Source organism: Dietzia timorensis (genome assembly GCF_001659785.1).
GTDB lineage: Bacteria > Actinomycetota > Actinomycetes > Mycobacteriales > Mycobacteriaceae > Dietzia > Dietzia timorensis.
This window is the reverse complement of record NZ_CP015961.1, coordinates 1,537,239-1,557,202: the sequence shown is the minus strand read 5'-3', so window position 1 is coordinate 1,557,202 and position 19,964 is coordinate 1,537,239. Positions and strand designations below refer to the sequence as shown.

Here is a 19,964-nt window from a genome sequence, read left to right as displayed (position 1 = left end):
CGGGCGGGGCCGGCCGCTATCGGCGGACCCCGTCCGCGAGGTCGGCGACGAGGGCGCGCACGGCGCTTTCGCCCTCGGCCGCGGCGGTGATGATTGCGGAGCCGACGATGACTCCGTCGGCATATGCGGCGATTTCCGCGGCCTGGTCTCCGCTACGCACGCCGAGCCCGACGCATACGGGCAGATCGCTGACCTCCCTGACGCGACGGGTGAGGTTCTTGGGCAGCTCCGACACCGCGTCACGAGCACCGGTGACGCCCATGACGGCCTGGGCATAAATGAAGCCCGAGGCCGCGTCGCAGGTCATCTTCAACCGCTCCGGGGTTGACGACGGCGCGACGAGGAACATCTGACCGAGGCCGTGTGCCTTCGCTGCGACGGTCCATTCCTCCGCCTCGTCCGGAATGAGGTCGGGGGTGATGATCCCTTGTCCCCCTGCGGCGGCGAGATCGGCGGCGAAAGCGTCGACTCCGTATTGCAGAATCGGATTCCAGTAGCTCATGACGACCGGAACACCGCCGGCTGTGGCGACCGCGCGAACGACCTCGAACACGTCTGAGACGCGAACCCCGGCGTGCAGCGCGGTGTCGGCGGCGGCCTGGATCGTCGGCCCGTCCATCATCGGATCCGAATAGGCGATTCCCACCTCGACGATGTCGCAGCCCGCCTCGACCATGGCGGTGACGTGCCGGGTGGATTCGGCCACAGTAGGGTATCCGGCCGGGAAGTAGCCGATGAGCGCGGCGCGCCCCTCGGACTTACAACGCGCAAAGGTGTCGGCAATGGTGCTCACTGGTTGTTTCCCTCCGGCGAATCTGCGTGTGCGGTATCGACGAGCCCTTCGCCCGGCTTGGCCTCGCCGGTCGAATCGGTGAGACCGAACCATTCGGCGGCGGTCGCCACATCCTTGTCCCCGCGGCCGGAGACGTTGACGAGGAGCACGCCGGCATCCTCGGCGCCGAGCGAGACGGCGCCGGCGAGTGCGTGCGCCGATTCGATCGCCGGGATGATCCCCTCGGTCCGGCACAGCAGGGCGAACGCGTCCATCGCCTCTGAGTCTGTCACCGCCCGATACTCGGCGCGGCCAATGTCTGCAAGATAGGCGTGCTCGGGCCCGACGCCCGGGTAGTCGAGGCCTGCCGATATCGAATGCGATTCGATGACCTGACCGTCGGAGTTCTGCATGAGGTGCGCGTACGAGCCCTGGAACACACCGGGCCGCCCGGCATTGATCGTCGCCGCGGTACGCGGGGTGTCGGCACCGTCGCCGCCGGCCTCACATCCGATCAGCCGCACGCCGTCGTCATCGATGAACGGATGGAACAGGCCGATCGCGTTGGAGCCGCCGCCGACACACGCCACGGCCGCGTCCGGGAGACGCCCCGCCATCTCGAGAATCTGGCTGCGCGCCTCGGCGCCGACAATGCGCTGGAAATCGCGGACCATCGCAGGGAACGGGTGCGGTCCCGCTGCCGTCCCGAATGCGTAGTAGGTGTCGTCGGCGCGGGACACCCAGTCGCGCATCGCTTCGTTGATCGCGTCCTTGAGAGTGCGCGAACCGATCTGCACCGCCTCGACCTCGGCGCCGAGCAGGCGCATCCGCGCAACATTGAGCGCCTGGCGTTCGACGTCGACGGCCCCCATGTAGATCTTGCACTCGATACCGAGCAGCGCGCAGGCCGTCGCAGTCGCGACGCCGTGCTGGCCGGCACCGGTCTCGGCGATCACGCGCTTCTTTCCCATGCGCTGCGCAAGGAGCGCCTGGCCGAGCACGTTGTTGATCTTGTGGCTTCCGGTGTGGTTGAGGTCCTCGCGCTTGAGGAACACTCGCGCGCCGATCTCCGCACCGAAACGCTTCGCCTCGTACAGCGGGGACGGGCGGCCAGCGTAATGCTTCTGCAGACGGTTGAGTTCGGCGAGGAATTCCTCGTCGCGGCGGGCCTTGTCGTAGGAATCGGTGACCTCGTCGATCACGGCCATCAGCGCCTCAGGCACGAACTGCCCGCCGAACGTCCCCCAGTGCCCGCGGGAATCGGGCTCGTGCGGGGTCGTCTGGTTTACCACGGCGCCCATGGTCGGAAACACGTCGCGGTCTTCGCGTGATCGAGGAGTCGGTGTAGTCACGTCTTCAAGTGTGCCCCACGTCCCATGCCCGGCGCCCGCCGGGCCACGGGCGGCGGGCCCAATCAGTGGTCGCCGTTGGGGCAGGAAGGATGCGTGCCTGCGGTCGCGAGCGACTGAACCGCGCCTTGGGGGTCTCCCGAGGTCACCAACGACTCGCCGACCAGCACGGCGTCGGCGCCGAGCCCGGCGTAGGTGAGCAGGTCCGCGCGTCCGCCGATCCCGGACTCGGCGATCTTCACCACGTCCGAGGGCAGCCCGGGGGCGATGCGCCCGAACGCGTTCGGGTCGACGTCGAGCGTCTTGAGGTTGCGGGCATTGATCCCGATAACGGAGGCGTGGGCCTGTATCGCGCGATCGGCCTCTTCCTCCGTGTGGACCTCCACCAGCGCCGTCATCCCGAGGGATTCGGTGCGATCGAGGAGCGACTCGAGCAATGGTTGTTCAAGCGCGGCGACGATGAGCAGAACGAGATCCGCGCCGTGCGCCCGTGCCTCGTGGATCTGGTACGGATTGACGATGAAGTCCTTGCGCAGCATCGGGATCGACACCGAACTGCGCACGGCGTCGAAGTCCTCCAGGCTGCCGCCGAAACGGCGCTGCTCGGTCAGGCACGAGATCACCCGCGCGCCGCCGGCCTCGTACATCGCGGCGAGGGCGGCCGGGTCGGGGATGTCGGCAAGCGCACCCTTGGACGGGCTCGCACGCTTGACCTCGGCGATAACACCGACACCCGGCTTCATCAGCGCGGCACGTGCATCGAGCGCTGGCGGGGCGGCCTTCGCGCGCTCCTTCATCTCCTGGTAGCTCACGACAGTTTCGCGCTGGGCCGCATCCTCACGCGCTCCTTCGCAGAGCGCTTCCAGAACCGAACTCATGAGCATTCCCTCCAGCGAGAGTGACGAAATTGAATGAGGGGCTCGCCGCTCTCGCCCAAACTGGCTACATCGCGTAGTCGTGGTGGTTGTTCAACATCCGACTTTTGCGAGCCGGATCGCTACCAGTCTAATTGGCGGCCTTCGCGTTCCCGAAGTCGCCCACGTCACACCGCCGAAAGCGGTCCGTTCACCGCGTGCCGTCGGTGCTCGCGGTGGGGTCATCGCCGGCGTCGAGACTGTCCCACAAGAGCCGGTCGGAGTCCTGCTCGGACAACTCCTCCGCAGACTCGCCGCTGTCGTTCTGGGCGGCCAGTTCCCCACCGGCCTCGGCCTCTTCGGCGTCCTCGCGGAGCTGGCCCGGTGTGCGGTACTTGTCCGCGCGCGGCGCGGCCGGGCGAGGCCGAATGACGGCGGACGCCGCACCTAACAGGGCCAGCAGCGCCCCACCGGCGGCGAGGGCGGGACCGGCCGCCTGCGTGGTGACGTCGGTGACCTCGGCCCATTCCGGGACCGTCCCGTCGTCGTCGGACACGCCGCTCGTGCGCGCCACCGCGTCGCTGTTGGTGAGTACCGAATGCACTCGGGATCCGTCCGGTGTCCCCGCGAGCGCCATCACCCCGGACAGCCCGCCGAGGATAGCGAGTACGAGCGCGACGGCGGCGACGATGCGCGCGGTGAGACCGCGTGTGAACATCAACACCGCTCCCGTCGCCACGAGTCCGAGAGCCACGGCCGTGCTCTCCGGGGACCATTTTGCGCCGGTGAGCGTCCGCTCCTGCACTCCGAACTGGTCGGCGGCCACCACGGCATCGATCCATGCGAGCCGCGTCGACCCCCACAGAGCCAGCGCGCCCAGCGCGATGAGGAGTAGGGACAGTGCCAAGGGCGAGCGTTTCATCTACCGGTCCTCGATCCGCGCGTCCCCGACGTGGCGCATCGTGTCGGCGGCCGCTACCGCGCGCAGCACGGCCTTGGCCTTGTTCTGTGTCTCGGTCTCCTCGGTTTCGGGGTCTGAGTCCGCGACGACCCCGGCTCCTGCCTGGACATAAGCGGTGCCGTCCTTGAGAAGCGCGGTGCGGATCGCGATGGCAAGGTCGCTGTTTCCGGCGAAGTCGAAGTAGCCGACGGTCCCGCCGTACACCCCTCGCCTGCTGATCTCGCGTTCTTCGATGATCTCCATCGCCCGCGGTTTCGGCGATCCGGACAATGTGCCCGCGGGGAACGTCGAGAGCACGGCGTCGAGCGCGGTCTTCCCTTCGGCGAGCTCGCTCGTCACGGTCGAGACTATGTGCATGATGTGGCTGTAGCGCTCGATGTGCAGCAGCGTCGGAACCGAGACCGAACCGGGTGTACTCACGCGGCCGAGATCGTTGCGGGCGAGGTCGACGAGCATGAGATGCTCGGCGTTCTCCTTTTCGTCGGCGGCGAGTTCGGATTCGAGCCGTACGTCCTCGGCCTCGTCGGCCCCTCGGGGGCGCGACCCGGCGATCGGATGCATCTCCGCGCGCCCCGCCTGCACCTTGACCAGTGCCTCGGGGCTCGATCCGACCACGGAGAACGCGGTCGACCCGAAGCCGTCCTCCCCCTCTCCGTCCGGGAAGTTCATCAGGTACATGTACGGGCTCGGGTTGATGTTGCGTAGCACCCGGTAGATGTCGCGGGCACTCGCACGCGTGTCGATCTCGAAACGCTGGCTCGGCACAACCTGGAACGCCTCGCCCGCTTTGATCTCCTCGACCACGTGCGAGACGGTGTCCATGTACTGCTGCTTGCTCTGTTGGCGCCGGATGTTCGGCTCAACGAAGTCGAACTCCGAAACCGAAGACGGCGTGGGCTCGGCGAGCTTCCGGGCGAGCGCGTTGACGCGCTGCACTGCATCGTCGTAGGCCTCGTCGACGTGCTCGTCGGTGCCGTTCCAGTTCACGGCGTTGGCGATGAGATAGATGCGTCCGGTGTGGTGGTCGAGCGCCGCGACCTCGGAGGCGAGCATCTGCATCATTTCCGGCAGTTTCAGATCGTCCACCGTGTGATTCCCGAGCCGCTCTATGCGCCGAACCACCTCGTAGGACATGTAGCCGACAAGTCCGCTGCTCAGCGGCGGGAGCCCCTCGATCGGTTCGGTCGAGAGCAATTCGAGCGTCTCGGCTAGCGCCTGCAGCGGGTCATTGTGTGTCGGTGCACCCTCGGGCACCTGCCCCAGCCAGTTCGCACGCCCTTCGGCGTCGACGGTGAGCGCGGCGCGACACCCGCACCCCACGAAGGACCACCTCGACCAGCTCCGCCCATTTTCTGCGGATTCGAGCAAGAACGTGCCCGGGCGGTCGCCGGCCAGCTTGTCGTACACCGACAGCGGGGTTTCCGCGTCGGCGAGAAGCGAGCGCACGACCGGCACGACCCTGTGCTTCGTCGCCAGTTCGCGGAACGTTCCGCGCCCTGTGACGTGCTCTCCGTGTGGAAGCGACATTGTGCTCCTTGTCGAGTGCGTGTGTGAGGTCCTCACGCCTTGGCGAGGGTGGTCTAGAAGGTCCGGCCGCCGACCGCCCATTGTGCGGGAGGAACCTCGGTGAGGATTGCGTGGACCTTGGCCGGGTCCTTACCCGTCACCTCGCTGTAGGCGTTGGTGACGGCGGCGAGGATCTCCTGCTTCTTCTCCACGCTATCGCCCGCGAATTGTTTGATCTCGATGAACGGCACGGTTAACGCTCCTCGTCGGATAGCAAAGTCTCTGTGTCGAAGCAGCTGAAGGTGCCGTTGTGGCAGGCCGCGCCGGTCTGGTCGACCCGCAGCAAGATGGTGTCGGCATCGCAGTCGAGCTCGACCGAGCGTACGTGTTGGGTGTGCCCGGAGGTTTCGCCCTTGACCCAGTATTCGCCGCGCGAGCGCGAGAAATAGGTGCCCTTGCGGGTGGCGATCGTGCGGGCGAGCGCGGTGTCGTCCATCCACGCCATCATCAGCACGCGTCCGGTATCGGCGTCCTGTGCGATTGCCGCGACGAGACCGTCCGCCGAGCGCTTGAGACGCCCGGACAGCTCGGGCGAGAGCTTTGGCGCGTCTCGGTCCGAGCTCAGGTAGGCGTTGTCGGATTCGTTCATCGGACGATGCACCCCTGTTCTTTCATACCGCTTTTGACGTCGGAGATCGTGAGTTCGCCAAAGTGGAACACGGATGCGGCGAGCACTGCATCGGCGCCCGCGGCAATCGCCTCCGGGAAGTCCGCGACCTTGCCGGCGCCGCCGGAGGCGATCACCGGGATCGTCACCGCTGTACGAACAGCGCGGAGCATGGCGATGTCGAAGCCTGCCTTTGTGCCGTCGGCGTCCATCGAGTTGAGCAGAATCTCCCCCACGCCGAGCTCTTCGCCTCGCTTGGCCCATTCGACCGCATCGATGCCCGTGCCGCGGCGCCCGCCGTGAGTGGTCACCTCCCAGCCGGACTCGGTCTGTTCGCCGTCATCGGGTACCGAGCGCGCGTCGACGGAGAGCACGATGCACTGTGCGCCGAAGCGGCGCGAGAGTTCGCGCAGTAGTTCGGGGCGCGCGATCGCGGCGGTGTTGACGCTCACCTTGTCGGCGCCCGCGCGAAGCAGTTCGTTGACATCGTCCTCGCTGCGGACCCCGCCGCCCACGGTCAGTGGGATGAAGATCTGGTCGGCGGTGCGTCGAACCACGTCGATCATCGTCGCACGGCCGGACGAGGAGGCGGTCACGTCGAGGAAGGTGAGCTCGTCGGCGCCCTGCGCGTCGTAGCTCGCGGCGAGTTCGACGGGGTCGCCCGCATCGCGGAGGTTATGGAAATTGACGCCCTTGACGACGCGGCCGGCATCGACATCGAGGCACGGGATGACCCGCGAGGCAACGCTCATTCTTTGTCCTCCCCTTCAGAAGGTGTGCGCTCCGTTTCAGGGAGCGGCTTCGCTCGTCCTTGGCCGGACTCGGTGATGTCCGCGGGTTCGCCGAGCTCGCGGACGAGGGCGAGCACCTCGCCGTGTGCGCGCGGGCTCGCAGCCAGCAGCGACGTGGAATTGATGTCCCATTCGGTGCCGGCGACGTCGGTGACGATCCCGCCGGCGGAGCGCACATGGCAGGCCCCGGCGGCGTTGTCCCACGCGTAGTGCCCGAATGTGACTGCCGCAGACAGCCTCGACGAGGCCACATAGGAAAGGTCCACGCCGGTCGAGCCGAATTTGCGCGTCCTGGCTGCGCGAATGCCGAGGTGCTCGACGACTTCCCTCCGGAATTGCGGGGTATAGATTCCACGATTGCCGGTGTTCATCGAGCCGACACCGACGGCGACATCGCGGATCGAGGAATCGACCATCGGCTCCAGCGCCCGGCCGTTGACGTGGAGAGGCCCTCCGGCGAGCGAGGTGAACCGCATTCCGAGCAGTGGCAGCCAGGTCAGCCCGATGACGGGCTGACCCTCGTGGATGAGCGCGGCGAGGATCGCGACGTCAGGGATGCCGAGCGAGTAGTTCGCGGTGCCGTCGACCGGGTCGAGAACCCATACGGTGCCGGTGTCGACGGCCGGTCCGCCGTACTCCTCCCCGTGCACCTCGATCCCCGTACCCCGTTGCAAGGCGTCGGTGATAGAACGCTCCAGGGACAGATCGACCTCTGTGGCGAAATCGTTGCGCGATTCCTTGAACCGCGCGGCCTGCGCGCCGACTCCGTTGATGAAGGGATCCCAGGACGCGTCGAGAGCGGCGGCGGCAACGGCCAACGCCTCTTCGGGGTCGACGGGTAGGTCCGTCGGCATCTGGTAGTCACTCATCTTGGGTTCCTCTATGTGCGTCCACGTCCGGGCCGGGATTCGCCCCCGCCCTCGCCGGAAGGGTTTATGCCTGGGCGCCGCCTCGGACGGACTACTTCCCGCTGACGGCGGACAGCGCCTCCGGCAAGGTGAACCGGCCCGCGTACAGCGCCTTACCGACGATGGCTCCCTCGACGCCCTTGGGTACGAGCGAGGCGATCGCTTCGAGATCGGCCACCGACGATACTCCTCCGGAGGCGACGATCGGCGCGTCCGTAGCCGCGCATACCTGCGCGAGCATGTCGAGATTCGGTCCATTCAACATGCCGTCCTTGGACACGTCGGTAACGACGTAGCGGGCGCATCCGTCGGAGTCGAGCCGCTCGAGAACCTCCCAGAGGTTGCCGCCGTCGCTGACCCATCCGCGTCCGCGCAGCCGCGGCTCCCCGTCGATGACCCGCACGTCGAGCCCCACGGCGATCTTGTCGCCGTGCCGGGCGATGGCCGAGGCGCACCACTGCGGGTTCTCCAGTGCCGCGGTACCGAGGTTGACCCGGGCACAACCTGTCGCGAGGGCCGCCTCGAGGGAGTCGTCATCGCGAATGCCGCCGGACATCTCGACCTTGACGTCGAGCTTTCCGACGACGTCCGCGAGAAGCTCACGGTTGGATCCGCGACCGAACGCCGCGTCGAGGTCGACGAGATGAACCCATTCGGCGCCGTCACTTTGCCATTGCATGGCGGCGTCGAGGGGATTTCCGTACGTGGTTTCGCTTCCGGCTTCGCCTTGGACGAGGCGCACGGCCTGTCCATCGGCGACATCAACGGCGGGCAATAGCTCTAAAGTCACACCACTAGGTTATGTGTGCCGGTGTGCCCGGGCCGAATCGCCTCCGGATTACTCGCGTTCTGCGTCGCTCTGCGCCGGCCCGAATTCGCGCTCGATGGCCTTGTTGGTCATGTATCGCGAAGACAGCGCCATCGCCCCGACTGTCGCGATGAGGCCGACGATGAGCACCCACGGCTTGGCGCCGACGGGTACGAGCGCCACCCCGACCACGGTGAGGAGCAGTACGGCAATCGCCGCGCTCACGACGACGAGCGCGAGGGCCGCGAAGCTGATCGGCACGCGTTTGCGGTTGTTCTCAGCCAAGGGTTGCCACCCAATTCTCGAGCAGGTGTGCGCCGGCGTCGCCTGATTTCTCAGGGTGGAACTGCGTGGCCCAGGCGGGCCCGTTCTCCACGGCCGAAACAAATGGCGTGCCGTGGGTGGTCCATGCAATCTTCGGCGGGCGCAGGTGGTCACTCGCCTCCAGCTCCCAGGTTCGGACGCCGTACGAGTGGACGAAGTAGAAGCGGGCGTCGGCGTCCAGGCCCGCGAACATCTCCGAGTCCTCGGGGATTTCGACGGTGTTCCATCCCATGTGGGGAAGGACGTCGGCCTCGAGGCGCTCGACGGTGCCCGGCCACTCGCCCGCCCCCGGGGTCGATGCCACCTCGGCACCATCGGCGTGCTCCCCATCGGCGAACTCGACGCCGCGGTCGAACATGACCTGCATCCCCACACAGATTCCCAGCGTGGGGCGCGAGCCGGCCAGGCGCGAGCCGATGATGCGCTGCCCCTTGACTGCTGTCAGCCCCTTCATGCACGCGGCAAAGGCGCCCACGCCGGGAACGACGAGACCGTCGGCGGACGTCGCGATCTTGGGGTCGGAGGTGACTGTGACCTCGGTGCCCACTCGCTCGAGCGCGCGTTGCGCCGATCGCAGGTTGCCCGAACCGTAGTCGAGGATCGCCACGTTTTTCTTCATGCCGCCAAGCCTAACCGTCCGTGCGCCGCGCGTTCGCGGCGACTCTGCGCCAGTAGATCGTCACCGCCGTGCCGTTGACGATGCAGATCCCCGCGGCGATGAAGAACATCGTCGGGTAGCCGGCGAACGCGAAGAGCCCGAGCACGATCGCTCCTAGGCCGGTGCCCGAGTCGAACGCGATGTTCCATCCCGCTGACGCCGTGCCGAGCTGCGACTTCGGCAGCCGCTGGAACGCCCCCATGAGCGATTCGTTCTGGATGGCGCCGAAACCGAAACCGAAGATGACGGCGGCGATGAGAAAAGTCCAGGTCGGCGCGTGTGCCAGCGCGAGGGCGCCGATACCGGCGACGCCGAGCGCCGCGGCCGCCATGCCGACGGGGATGTAGTCGCCAGGGCCGACCCTATCGGCCCTGGCCCCGGCCGCCGTACGACCGGCGACCACCATCGCGCCGACGAGCGCGAGGGCGAGTCCGGCGACCCCGGCGCCGCTTCCTGCGACGTCATCCAGCGTTGGTGGGAGGAAAGTGGAAATGACACCGAAGGCCATGGCCACCGAGATCATGATGATCATCGCCGGGGCCAACCGGCCGGCGAGCGCGAGACCGCGCACCTCGGCGGCGCGATCGGAACCGAGTGGTGCCGGGAAGATCCCCGGCACGCGCATGGCCGCGCCGATTCCGACAACGGCGAGCGCCGTCGCGGTGAGCGCCGGGACTTCGACGCCGAAATGTTCGTAGGTGTAGAGGCCGGTGGGCAGGAAGCCCGCCTCGGCGATGCCCACCGCCAGACCGATGAGAGACGTCGCGCGGCCGAGCTTGGAGGCAGGGGCCAGCTCGGCGACCAGCGCCGAACCGGCGACGGTGAGCAACCCGAACCCGGCGCCGCGGACGCCGGAGACGCCGAGAATCACCGGGGCGTTCGCGCCGAGGAGGTAGACCGCGGCGGGCCCGGAGAGCAGCACGGCACCGGCGCCGAGGACGAGTCGGTAGCCGAAGCGGCGCATGAATTTCGGTGTGAACACCTGCGTGAGCACGGTGACACCCATGAACACGCCGGTCGCCGCACCGGCGAGGACATCGCCGCCGCCGCTCCGCACGACATGAAGCGGGATCACGGGAAGGAGCAGCGCCCAGCCACCGAAGGCGAGGAGGACGAGAACGAACGCCGGGATCATTCCCGGCGTGGAGAGGATCTTCTCCTCGGCCGCGGGCTGCGGCGCCGGGTCGGAAACGTCCTGTGTTGCCAAGGTGTGTTCTGATCCCTTTCGCTGTCGGAGGTGTTAGAGCGTTCCCTTCGTCGAGGGGATTCCGCTTACTCTCGGATCGGGCTCGCATGCCGCGCGTAGCGCGCGTGCGACGGCCTTGTACTCGGCTTCGGTGATGTGGTGCGGGTCGCGCCCGTAGTGCACGATCACGTGCAGGGCGATGTGCGCATTGCTCGCGAAGCTTTCGAAAACGTGCTGGTTGAGCACCGTTCCATAGGGTGCGCTGCCTGCGCCGATCACCGAATAGGTAATCATATTTTCCGGTTCGCCGCGAAAAACGAAGTACGGGCGGCCGGAAACGTCGACGACGGCCTCGGCAAGCGTCTCGTCCATCGGGATCTTCGCCTCGGCGAAACGACGGATCCCAGCCTTGTCGCCGAGCGCCTTCCGCACGGCCTGGCCGAGCACGATGGCGGTGTCCTCGACAGTGTGATGGGCCTCGATGTCGATGTCGCCGGTGGCCTTGACGGTCAGGTCGAAGCAGCCGTGCTTACCGAAGGAGGTGAGCATGTGGTCGAAGAACGGCACGCCGGTGTCGATGTCCGTCGCGCCGGTGCCGTCGAGGTCGATCTCGACGGTGATCGACGATTCCGAGGTGGCGCGCTCGATACGCGCCCGGCGACCGGACTGCTGCTCGGGGCTTGCCATGACTGTTCTCCTTCAGTGGTGGCTGCGGTCGGTAGTTCTATTCTCTATCGTTTCAGTTCCTCGCCAGCGTAGCGCTTGCTGAGCTCCAAGAACCTGTCGTTCTCGTGGTCCAGGCCCACGCTCATTCGCAAGTGCCCGTCGATTCCGATGTCGCGGACCATCACCCCGTCGGCCATGTAGCGCTCGAACGCGCGGGTCGGGTCGGTGAACGGGCCGAACAAGAGGAAGTTGGATTCGCTCGGGAACACCGCGTAGCCGTATTCGGTAAGGGAGGCGGCGATGCGTTCGCGTTCGGCGGCGATGTGTTTGACCGCAGACAGCGTCTCGTCGGCGAACCGAAGCGCGGCGCCGGCGGCGGCCTGGGAAATCACCGACAGGTGGTACGGAAGGCGCACCAGCAGCGCGGCATCGACGAACGCCGGATCGGCGACGAAATAACCGAGACGCCCACCGGCGAAGGCGAACGCCTTGCTCATGGTGCGCGAGACGACCAGTTTCGTCGGGTATTCGGCGAGCAGCTCGGCGGCCGAGGGCTGCGAGGAGAACTCGGCGTAGGCCTCGTCGATGATGACGATGCCCGGAGCCTCGTCGAGAATCTCTCGCAGCTGCTCGGCCTGTACGACATGTCCGGTCGGGTTGTTCGGTGTGGTCACGAAGATGACGTCGGGCCTGTGGCGGGCTATCTCGGCGCGCGCGACCTCGGTGTCGATGCTCAGGTCCGCCGCGCGCTGGACCCCAATGAACTCGGTATCGGTCCCGCTGCACAGGATCGGGTGCATCGAATAGCTGGGGACGAACCCCATTGCCTTTCGCCCCGGCCCACCGAACGCCTGAAGAAGCTGCTGCAGCACCTCGTTCGACCCGTTGGCCGCCCACACCATGTCGGCACCGACCTGCACACCGGTCTGCTTGGAGAAGTACGCGGCGAGCGATTGGCGAAGCGCTGCGGCGTCGCGGTCCGGATAGCGGTTGAGGTCCGAGGCCGCCTTCGCCGCGGCCTCCGCGATCGCCTCGACCAGCGCGTCCGAAGGCGGGTACGGGTTCTCGTTGACGTTGAGCCGCGCGGGAGCACCCTCCTGGGGCGCGCCGTACGGGTTCTTGCCGCGCAGGTTGTCCCGCAGCGGGAGGTCTTCGAGCCGAGCCATCTAGCCCTCCTCCGCATCGAGGTCCTCGAAGCGCGCACGGATCGCCTCGCCGTGCGCGGGCAGCGCCTCGGCGTCGGCAAGCGCGATCACGGTTTCGGAGACGTCCTTGAGCGCGGCCTCGTCGTAGTCGATCATGTACACGTTGCGCAGGAACGTATACACCGAGAGCCCCGAGGAGTGCCGGGCACTCCCCGAGGTCGGCAGCACGTGGTTGGAGCCCGCGGCGTAGTCACCGAGGGGCACCGGGGAGAACGCGCCGACGAAGATCGCGCCCGCGTTGCGAACCCGGGCTGCGACGTCACGCGCGTTGCGGGTGTGCACTTCGAGGTGCTCGGCCGCGTAGGCATCGACGACGCGTAGGCCCGCGTCGAGGTCGTCGACGAGCACGATGCCCGACTGCTTGCCCTCGAGTGCCTCGGCGACGCGCTCGGTGTTGAGAGTGCGCGAGTACCGGGCAGCTATCTCGCGGTCGACGGCGTCGGCGAGCTCGGGCGAATCGGTGACGAGCACGGACGCCGCCATCGGATCGTGTTCGGCCTGGCTGATCAGGTCGTAGGCCACCTGGACCGGGTTCGCAGAATCGTCGGCGAGGACCGCGATCTCGGTGGGCCCGGCCTCCGAATCTATGCCGACTTCCGAACGCACGAGCCGCTTGGCTGCGGTAACGAACACGTTGCCCGGGCCGGTGATCATGTCCACCGGTTCGAGCGCTGCTCCCCCGTCGACGTCCTCGGGCGAGCCGTAGGCCATGAGCGCCACGGCCTGGGCACCGCCGACGGCCCACACCTCGTCCACGCCGAGCAGGGCGCACGCGGCGAGGATCGTCGGGTGTGGCCAGCCACCGAACTCGGGCTGCGGCGGGCTCGAGACGACCAGCGAGGACACGCCCGCCTCCTGGGCGGGCACCACGTTCATGAGCACCGACGACGGGTACACCGCGCGCCCGCCGGGAACGTAGAGACCGACGCGCTCCACGGGCACCCACCGCTCGGTCACGGTGCCACCCGGGGCGACCTCGGTGACCTTGCCCTGCGGGTGCTGCGCGGCGTGGCCGCGACGATTGCGTTCTATCGCCTCTGCCAGCGCTTCGGCAATCTTCGGGTCGAGGCCGGACAGAGCCTCATCTATGACGCCGGATGGTACGCGCACGCTGGTCGGCCGCACCTTGTCGAAGCGCTCACCTGCGTCCAGCGCAGCGCTCGCGCCGTCGCGGGCGACGGCGTCGACAACGGGTTGCACCGACGCGGCCGCCGAGGCGACGTCGACCTCTCCGCGCGGCAGCGTGCGCCGAAGTTCCGCGGTGCTCAGCGTCGTGCCGCGCAGGTCAAGATAATTGAGCACGAAAATCCTCTCCACCGGATGTCCAGGGTTCCGCAGGGTCGACCCAGCGGACGATATCTAGAAGTCTAGGCCGAGGTCGACGGCGCGCACCGAATGGGTGAGCGCGCCGACGGCGAGATAGTCGACCCCCGTGGAGGCATAGTCCCGCGCGGTGTCGAGACTGAGCCCGCCGGAGGATTCGAGAAGTGTCGCGGGGCGCCGGGAGTTGCGACGCTGGACCGCGATCTGTGTCTGCCATACCGGGAAATTGTCGAGCAGTACCAGGTCCACGCCCGCGTCGAGCATGTCGTCCAACTGCTCGAGTGAATCGACCTCCACCTCGCAAGGCAGTTGCGGGAACTGTGCGCGAACGGCGTCGAGCGCGGCCGAGATTCCGCCGGCCGCTGCCACATGGTTGTCCTTGATGAGCACGGCGTCGCCGAGCCCCATCCGATGATTTGCGCCGCCGCCCGCGCGTACCGCGTACTTCTGCAACTCCCGCAACCCGGGAAGCGTCTTGCGCGAGTCGCGGATGCGAACGTCGTAGCCTTCGACCTCGTCTACCCATCGCGCCGTCTCTGTCGCGATTCCGGTGAGGTGGCAGACGAGGTTGAGGAAGGTGCGTTCGGCGGTGAGGATCGAACGAGTGAGACCTTCCATGGTGGCGACGACCTGGCCAGGCCCGATCCGCTCCCCGTCGGCGACGTGCGCAGTGACGTTCGCGCTGCCCGGGTCGACCTCGTCGAGCACGGAGTGGACGGCATCGATCCCGGCCAGTACGCCGTATTCGCGGGCCACGAGCCGCGCAGAGGTACGCGAATCCGCGGGAACGGTCGCAATCGACGTGACGTCCGGTCCGCGTGCCAGGTCCTCGTCCAGGGCGACCCTCAGGGCGGCCCGGAGTGCGCTGCGCCCGGCGTCATCCACACCGGAGGTGAACGCCGCTGAGCGCTCGCCCACGAACGACCCGCCGCTTCCCTCTCGCGGGGCGATCATTCTCCCGACCCGGGGTTGCCGATGGCGATCATCCGCTCGACCGAGCCGCGGGCGGCCTCCGCCGTGACCGGGTCGACGTGGACGGCATCGGCGCCGTCGGTGAGGCAACGGAGCAACGCGGCCGGGGTGATCATCTTCATGTATGGGCACGAGGCATTTTCGTTGACGGCGAGGAAATCGATCTCCGGGGCGGCCTTGCGCAGCTGGTGGATCATCCCGATCTCGGTGGCCACGAGGACCTCGCTGGAGCCGGAGGCGCGGGCGGCGTCGACCATTCCACCGGTGGAAAGGATCTTGACCTTGTCCTCCTCGACCGCGCCTTCGCCGGCGAGATAGAGGGCGCTTGTCGCACAGCCGCATTCGGGGTGCACGAACAGTTCGGCGCCGGGGTGCGCTTCGGCCTGGTCGCTGAGCTGCTTGCCGTTGATGCCGGCGTGCACGTGGCACTCGCCGGCCCATACGTACATATTCTCGCGGCCGGTCTCGCGGCGCACGTGGGCACCGAGGAACTGGTCGGGCAGGAACAGCACCTCCCGATCGGGGTCGATGGAAGCGACGACGTCGACGGCATTGGACGAGGTGCAACAGACGTCGGTGAGCGCCTTCACGGCTGCAGTGGTGTTGACGTAGCTCACCACGACCGCGCCGGGGTGCTCGGAGCGCCAATCGCGCAGCTGCTCTTCGGTGATCGAATCGGCAAGCGAACAGCCGGCTTCGGCGTCGGGAATAAGTACGGTCTTGTCCGGCGACAGGATCTTCGCGGTTTCTGCCATGAAATGCACGCCACAGAACACGATCGTCTCGGTATCTGCGGAGGCCGCGATGCGAGAGAGCGCGAGCGAGTCGCCGACGTGGTGGGCGATGTCCTGGATCGGTCCCACCTGATAGTTGTGCGCCAGGATCGTGGCGTCCCGTTCCTCCGCCAAGCGGCGGATCTCCGCGGCCCAGTGCTCGTCCGGGGCGACCCCGTCCCAGCCGTGCGCGGTGCGGGTGACCTTTTCGCGCAGGTCGGAGCTCAAAATGGTGGTGGCAGGTGCGCTCGCGCTCGTCATGATCGTCAACGTTCCTTTGCATCGACGCGGCGGTTTGCCGCTCGAATCGTCAGCGTCGTACCGTCGCGGGCAGGCGCCTCGATACGACTGGAAGCCCTATTATCGCAGGTCTCTACCGAATGACATGTACGCGGCCACAAACCACACGGTGAGGGCGCCGCCCGCTGCCCAGGCGGCCATCGCGATGTTTTCTACGGCCTGCGTGCTCTGGCCTGCTGTCATGACCTGGCGCGCCAGTCGGGGGGCGAGTTCGATGATCGTGCCTTCCGCGGCATTCGTGTCGGCTGAGAACACCAGCCTGGCAAGCGCCAGGGACGCCGTAGAGGTCACTGCCCCGAGTGCGCCGATGCCGAGCCAGGCCCACAGTGCGGGCGGTAGTGCGCGAAGGCGTGAGTGCCTTCGCCACAACACCAGGGCGGCCGCTGCACCAGCGCCGAAGAGCATCGCCGACAGCATGATCGTGGCGGACACTTCCGCCCCGCTCGAGCCGTAAGTGGGCGAGCCGGTGCCATCGCCGAGTGCGACGACGCGCAGTCGCGGCGCGGCGATCGTCCACGCCGCGGCGACAACGACGAAGGGGAGGATCAGTAGCGGCACCGTGCGTCCGGCACGGGCGATCACGGATTTATTCATGTTCGGCAAAGGGGTCGCGGGCTGCTTCCCTCGCGGCATCGATTTCCGCGCTCTCGGCGCTACCGTGGCGCGAACATTTCGAGCGCCATCCGGTGTGCAGGACTTGGGTGATCATGCGACGCCCGCACAGCGGGCAGTATCGCGGCGCCTCCAAACCAAGCTCGGCAGCCCGGAACCGCCGAGGCGCCTCGCCTGCGGGTACGCCGGTAAAGGGATCGAAAGCGTAGTCAGCGCCGGCGAACAGCGCGTCGCGGAGCGCTGCTGCCCCGGACGCGCCGTGCACGGATTTTTCGGTCATGGTCACAGTGTGTCGTTGAGCGCCTTGATCGGCATAGACAGGTCCTCGAGCATGTCGAGGTCGCTCTCGACGGGACGGCCGAGCGTCGTGAGGTAGTTGCCGACGATAACGGCATTGATCCCGCCCATGATGCCCTGCTTGGCGCCGAGATCGCCGAGGGTGATCTCGCGTCCACCGGCGTAGCGCAGGATCGTCCGCGGGAGTGCCAGGCGGAACGCGCCGACCGACTTGAGCGCCTCGGTCGGTTCTAGCACCTCGAGATCGCCGAAAGGTGTGCCCGGGCGCGGATTGAGGAAGTTGAGCGGGACCTCGTCGGGTTCGAGCGAAGCGAGATCCGCTGCGAACTCGGCACGCTGTTCAAGTGTCTCGCCCATTCCGAGGATTCCACCGCAGCACACCTCCATTCCCGCGTCGCGAACCATGCGCAGGGTGTCCCATCGCTCTTCCCATGAGTGGGTGGTGACCACGTTCGGGAAGTGCGAACGCGCGGTTTCCAGGTTGTGGTTGTACCGGTGTACGCCCATTGCGGCGAGCTGATCGACCTGTTCCTGCGTGAGCATTCCCAGCGAGCATGCGATCTCGATATCGACCTCGGCACGAATGGCCTCGATGCCCGCCGCCACCTGGGACAGCAACCGCTTGTCCGGGCCACGAACGGCGGCGACGATGCAGAATTCGGTCGCCCCGGACTTGGCGGTCTGCTTAGCCGACTCGACAAGCGACGGGATATCGATCCACGCCGACCGCACCGGGGAGGTGAACAGCCCGGATTGTGAGCAGAAATGGCAGTCTTCGGGGCATCCGCCGGTCTTGAGGGAGATGATGCCCTCGACCTCGACCTCCGGGCCACACCACTGCATGCGCACATCATGCGCGAGCTGGAGCAGCTCCTCGAGACGCTCGTCGGGCAACTGCAGCACCTTCAGCGTCTGTTCGGCGTCAAGCCCCACGCCCTGCTCGAGCACCTGTTCCCGAGCGATTTCGAGGATGTCCCGCTCGTCGGCGTGCGCCGCCTGCTCGATCTGGTCCGAAGCGATAGTCACTCTCGCTTACCTGCTTCCCGTCGTTGTGCACATACAAAATCACCGCGCCGAAATTATGACGCGAATCTCATGTTAGCCCGAAGCTCTACCGCAGTAGGGTCAGAGCGCCTCCTTCGAGCCAGTTTCTCGCACCGGCCCGAAACTCCCCTGGTCCCAGGCGTCCCACTGCCGCGGGCAGCTTGCCGATAACCGGGACACCGGTGAGTCGCGGTAAGTCCTCGAGATTGCAGTTCTGGGCCAGGTCGGGCCGGTCCGGCCACATTCCGAGCACCGTTCCCGCAATCGCGATGCCCGAGCTCCGAAGCCTGTCGACCGTGAGCTCCGTATCCGAAAGCGTGCCCAGGCCTGCCCGGACGACCACGACGGCGGACACCTTGTGCCCCCGCGCCGAAAGCTCGACCGCGAGGTCGACGAGCGTGAGTTCCGGCCCGAGGCGCACGAGCACTCCCCCGGCCCCCTCGACGAGCGTCACATCGACGCCCGCCGCGAACCGTTCGATACGAGTCGCGAGTTCGCCGAGTACCGGCGGCGCCATGCCTGCGCGGCGCGCGGCGGTCTCCGGGGCCAGTGGCTCGGGATAGCGGAAGAATTCGGAGGTAGTCGATACCCCTGACAACTGCGCGGCATCGTCGACGTCTCCCGGCGCATCCGCGTCGAGCCCGGTCTGAACGGGCTTGCACAGTCCGACCCTCAATCCTTCGTCCCTGAGGCTGGAGGCGATCGCCGCCGTGACCATCGTCTTGCCGATATCGGTACCGGTTCCGGTGACCATGAGGATGCGCGACTCAGCCACGGCCTGCCTCGCTTCCCCGGTCCATTCCGGCGAGCACCTTGCGTAGCGTCTCGCACGCACGCTCGAGATCCCCCTTGGTGAGGTTCGCGCGTGCGGTCAATCGAAGCCGGGAGGTGCCCACCGGGACCGACGGTGGACGGAAACACCCGACGCTGACGCCGCGCGAACGCATTTCGTCTCGGGCTGCGACCGCCTTCGATGGGTCGCCGATGATCACCGACACCACGGCGGACTGCGGCTCCTCGGCTCCGGCGGCCTCGGCGAGTTCGCGGGCGTTGGCGAGTACGTCGTCCGCGAGCGTCGGTGTGGCGACGAGCTGCTCCAGCGCTGCGCCCGCCGCGCCTACCGCCGCCGGATTGAGGCCGGTGTCGAAGATGAACGTGCGCGCGGTATCGATGAGGTGATCGATGAGGCGACGTGAGCCGAGCACCACGCCGCCCTGAGAGCCCAGCGCCTTCGACAGTGTCGCGGTGACGATGAGATCTTCGCGACCGGCGAGCCCGAGCTCATCGACGTATCCACGGCCGCCACGGCCGCGAACACCGAGTCCGTGCGCCTCGTCGGCGAGCATCAACGCCCCGTTGTCACGGGCGGCCTCGTACATTTCGCGCAGCGGTGCCAGCTCGCCGTCGACTGAGTACACCGAGTCGGTAACCACCAGCGCGCGCTCCTCGGTTCTCTCGGCCAGCGCGATCCGCGCCTGCTCGACGTCTCCCCTTTCGATGACGACAACTCGTGCACGGGAGAGGCGGCATGCGTCGACGAGGGAAGCGTGGCTTCCGCCGTCAGACACGATGAGCGACCCCCGACCGGCGAGCGCGGTGACGACGCCGAGGTTGGCGGCATAGCCGGAGGAGAACACCAGCGCTGCCTCCTGCCCCATGAACTCCGCGAGTTTCGTCTCGAGGTCGATGTGAGCGGTAGTCGTTCCGGTGACGAGGCGAGAACCGGTCGATCCCGTGCCCCATTGTTCGATGGCGTCGATAGCGGCCGCCTTGACATCGGCGTGCGATCCGAGTCCGAGATAGTCGTTGGAGGCGAGGTCGAGAACGTCGCTGGACGGCGCACGCGGGTTGAGACGGCGACGCAGACCGGCGTCGATGCGGTGGCGCTCGTTGGCGTCGAGCCAGTCCGCGGCCGCTGCCCGCTCAAAATGCCCGTGTGGTGCCTTTTCGCTCACGCTGCGTTCCTCCTAGAATTTCGACTTACACCT

General features: G+C 67.3%; 23 protein-coding genes. All 23 read right to left on the bottom strand.

Annotation, left to right across the window (positions count from 1 at the left end; all coding sequences use genetic code 11):
- Window positions 1-16: 16 nt before the first annotated feature.
- Window positions 17-793: a tryptophan synthase subunit alpha gene (trpA, locus tag BJL86_RS07150; protein ID WP_067473029.1), complete on the bottom strand. Its 777-nt coding sequence runs from the start codon at window positions 791-793 to the stop codon at window positions 17-19.
- Window positions 790-2,073 carry a tryptophan synthase subunit beta gene (trpB, locus tag BJL86_RS07145; RefSeq protein WP_067473032.1) on the bottom strand — a complete coding sequence of 428 codons (1,284 nt, stop codon included), beginning with the start codon at window positions 2,071-2,073 and terminating at the stop codon, window positions 790-792. Before trpB ends, trpA begins: the two co-directional genes overlap by 4 nt.
- 113 nt (window positions 2,074-2,186) lie before the next feature.
- Window positions 2,187-3,005, bottom strand: coding sequence for an indole-3-glycerol phosphate synthase TrpC (trpC, locus tag BJL86_RS07140; protein ID WP_067473035.1), 819 nt, complete (start codon window positions 3,003-3,005; stop codon window positions 2,187-2,189).
- A 181-nt stretch (window positions 3,006-3,186) separates the two neighbouring features.
- Window positions 3,187-3,897, bottom strand: a complete 711-nt coding sequence (locus BJL86_RS07135) for a Trp biosynthesis-associated membrane protein (protein WP_067473038.1) — start codon at window positions 3,895-3,897, stop codon at window positions 3,187-3,189.
- Complete coding sequence (locus tag BJL86_RS07130; protein ID WP_075844896.1) at window positions 3,898-5,499, bottom strand: anthranilate synthase component I; 1,602 nt, start codon at window positions 5,497-5,499, stop codon at window positions 3,898-3,900.
- Window positions 5,500-5,516: 17 nt separating this feature from the next.
- Window positions 5,517-5,693, bottom strand: a complete 177-nt coding sequence (locus BJL86_RS07125) for a tautomerase family protein (protein ID WP_075844895.1) — start codon at window positions 5,691-5,693, stop codon at window positions 5,517-5,519.
- 2 nt (window positions 5,694-5,695) lie between these two features.
- Complete coding sequence (gene hisI / locus BJL86_RS07120; protein WP_067473043.1) at window positions 5,696-6,091, bottom strand: phosphoribosyl-AMP cyclohydrolase; 396 nt, start codon at window positions 6,089-6,091, stop codon at window positions 5,696-5,698.
- Window positions 6,088-6,861, bottom strand: a complete 774-nt coding sequence (gene hisF, locus BJL86_RS07115) for an imidazole glycerol phosphate synthase subunit HisF (protein WP_067473046.1) — start codon at window positions 6,859-6,861, stop codon at window positions 6,088-6,090. The genes hisI and hisF overlap by 4 nt, the downstream gene beginning before the upstream one ends.
- Window positions 6,858-7,769, bottom strand: a complete 912-nt coding sequence (locus BJL86_RS07110) for an inositol monophosphatase family protein (protein WP_067473048.1) — start codon at window positions 7,767-7,769, stop codon at window positions 6,858-6,860. The genes hisF and BJL86_RS07110 overlap by 4 nt, the downstream gene beginning before the upstream one ends.
- Window positions 7,770-7,860: 91 nt before the next feature.
- Entirely contained in the window at window positions 7,861-8,598 is a 738-nt protein-coding gene (gene priA / locus BJL86_RS07105) for a bifunctional 1-(5-phosphoribosyl)-5-((5-phosphoribosylamino)methylideneamino)imidazole-4-carboxamide isomerase/phosphoribosylanthranilate isomerase PriA (RefSeq protein WP_067473050.1), read from the bottom strand.
- Between the two features lie 48 nt (window positions 8,599-8,646).
- On the bottom strand, window positions 8,647-8,901 hold the full coding sequence (locus tag BJL86_RS07100) for a hypothetical protein (RefSeq protein WP_231887161.1): 255 nt from the start codon (window positions 8,899-8,901) through the stop codon (window positions 8,647-8,649).
- Entirely contained in the window at window positions 8,894-9,559 is a 666-nt protein-coding gene (gene hisH, locus BJL86_RS07095; RefSeq protein ID WP_067473053.1) for an imidazole glycerol phosphate synthase subunit HisH, read from the bottom strand. Before hisH ends, BJL86_RS07100 begins: the two co-directional genes overlap by 8 nt.
- 10 nt (window positions 9,560-9,569) lie before the next feature.
- Entirely contained in the window at window positions 9,570-10,805 is a 1,236-nt protein-coding gene (locus tag BJL86_RS07090) for an MFS transporter (protein ID WP_156515248.1), read from the bottom strand.
- 33 nt (window positions 10,806-10,838) lie between these two features.
- Entirely contained in the window at window positions 10,839-11,471 is a 633-nt protein-coding gene (gene hisB, locus BJL86_RS07085; RefSeq protein WP_067473055.1) for an imidazoleglycerol-phosphate dehydratase HisB, read from the bottom strand.
- Between the two features lie 44 nt (window positions 11,472-11,515).
- Window positions 11,516-12,616, bottom strand: a complete 1,101-nt coding sequence (locus tag BJL86_RS07080) for a histidinol-phosphate transaminase (RefSeq protein ID WP_067473058.1) — start codon at window positions 12,614-12,616, stop codon at window positions 11,516-11,518.
- Window positions 12,617-13,957, bottom strand: coding sequence for a histidinol dehydrogenase (gene hisD, locus BJL86_RS07075; protein WP_067473324.1), 1,341 nt, complete (start codon window positions 13,955-13,957; stop codon window positions 12,617-12,619).
- 57 nt (window positions 13,958-14,014) lie between these two features.
- Window positions 14,015-14,932 carry a carboxylating nicotinate-nucleotide diphosphorylase gene (gene nadC, locus BJL86_RS07070; protein WP_082908406.1) on the bottom strand — a complete coding sequence of 306 codons (918 nt, stop codon included), beginning with the start codon at window positions 14,930-14,932 and terminating at the stop codon, window positions 14,015-14,017.
- On the bottom strand, window positions 14,929-15,984 hold the full coding sequence (gene nadA, locus BJL86_RS07065) for a quinolinate synthase NadA (RefSeq protein WP_067473061.1): 1,056 nt from the start codon (window positions 15,982-15,984) through the stop codon (window positions 14,929-14,931). Before nadA ends, nadC begins: the two co-directional genes overlap by 4 nt.
- A gap of 99 nt (window positions 15,985-16,083) precedes the next feature.
- On the bottom strand, window positions 16,084-16,617 hold the full coding sequence (locus tag BJL86_RS07060) for a hypothetical protein (RefSeq protein WP_156515249.1): 534 nt from the start codon (window positions 16,615-16,617) through the stop codon (window positions 16,084-16,086).
- Window positions 16,610-16,915, bottom strand: a complete 306-nt coding sequence (gene bsaP, locus BJL86_RS07055; RefSeq protein ID WP_067473067.1) for a biotin synthase auxiliary protein BsaP — start codon at window positions 16,913-16,915, stop codon at window positions 16,610-16,612. The genes BJL86_RS07060 and bsaP overlap by 8 nt, the downstream gene beginning before the upstream one ends.
- Before the next feature lie 2 nt (window positions 16,916-16,917).
- Window positions 16,918-17,958 carry a biotin synthase BioB gene (gene bioB, locus BJL86_RS07050; protein ID WP_067473070.1) on the bottom strand — a complete coding sequence of 347 codons (1,041 nt, stop codon included), beginning with the start codon at window positions 17,956-17,958 and terminating at the stop codon, window positions 16,918-16,920.
- An 85-nt stretch (window positions 17,959-18,043) separates the two neighbouring features.
- Window positions 18,044-18,751, bottom strand: coding sequence for a dethiobiotin synthase (bioD, locus tag BJL86_RS07045; RefSeq protein WP_231887162.1), 708 nt, complete (start codon window positions 18,749-18,751; stop codon window positions 18,044-18,046).
- On the bottom strand, window positions 18,744-19,931 hold the full coding sequence (locus BJL86_RS07040) for an 8-amino-7-oxononanoate synthase (protein WP_067473073.1): 1,188 nt from the start codon (window positions 19,929-19,931) through the stop codon (window positions 18,744-18,746). The genes bioD and BJL86_RS07040 overlap by 8 nt, the downstream gene beginning before the upstream one ends.
- Between the last annotated feature and the right edge of the window lie 33 nt (window positions 19,932-19,964).

Coding starts and splice junctions, on each gene's coding strand:
- nadC (WP_082908406.1), bottom strand. CDS start 14,932: ATGATCGCCCCGCGAGAGGGAAGCGGCGGGTCGTTCGTGGGCGAGCGC.
- BJL86_RS07110 (WP_067473048.1), bottom strand. CDS start 7,769: ATGAGTGACTACCAGATGCCGACGGACCTACCCGTCGACCCCGAAGAG.
- hisI (WP_067473043.1), bottom strand. CDS start 6,091: ATGAACGAATCCGACAACGCCTACCTGAGCTCGGACCGAGACGCGCCA.
- hisH (WP_067473053.1), bottom strand. CDS start 9,559: ATGAAGAAAAACGTGGCGATCCTCGACTACGGTTCGGGCAACCTGCGA.
- BJL86_RS07060 (WP_156515249.1), bottom strand. CDS start 16,617: ATGAATAAATCCGTGATCGCCCGTGCCGGACGCACGGTGCCGCTACTG.
- bsaP (WP_067473067.1), bottom strand. CDS start 16,915: ATGACCGAAAAATCCGTGCACGGCGCGTCCGGGGCAGCAGCGCTCCGC.
- hisF (WP_067473046.1), bottom strand. CDS start 6,861: ATGAGCGTTGCCTCGCGGGTCATCCCGTGCCTCGATGTCGATGCCGGC.
- trpC (WP_067473035.1), bottom strand. CDS start 3,005: ATGCTCATGAGTTCGGTTCTGGAAGCGCTCTGCGAAGGAGCGCGTGAG.
- nadA (WP_067473061.1), bottom strand. CDS start 15,984: ATGACGAGCGCGAGCGCACCTGCCACCACCATTTTGAGCTCCGACCTG.
- BJL86_RS07135 (WP_067473038.1), bottom strand. CDS start 3,897: ATGAAACGCTCGCCCTTGGCACTGTCCCTACTCCTCATCGCGCTGGGC.
- trpB (WP_067473032.1), bottom strand. CDS start 2,073: ATGGGCGCCGTGGTAAACCAGACGACCCCGCACGAGCCCGATTCCCGC.
- BJL86_RS07080 (WP_067473058.1), bottom strand. CDS start 12,616: ATGGCTCGGCTCGAAGACCTCCCGCTGCGGGACAACCTGCGCGGCAAG.
- hisB (WP_067473055.1), bottom strand. CDS start 11,471: ATGGCAAGCCCCGAGCAGCAGTCCGGTCGCCGGGCGCGTATCGAGCGC.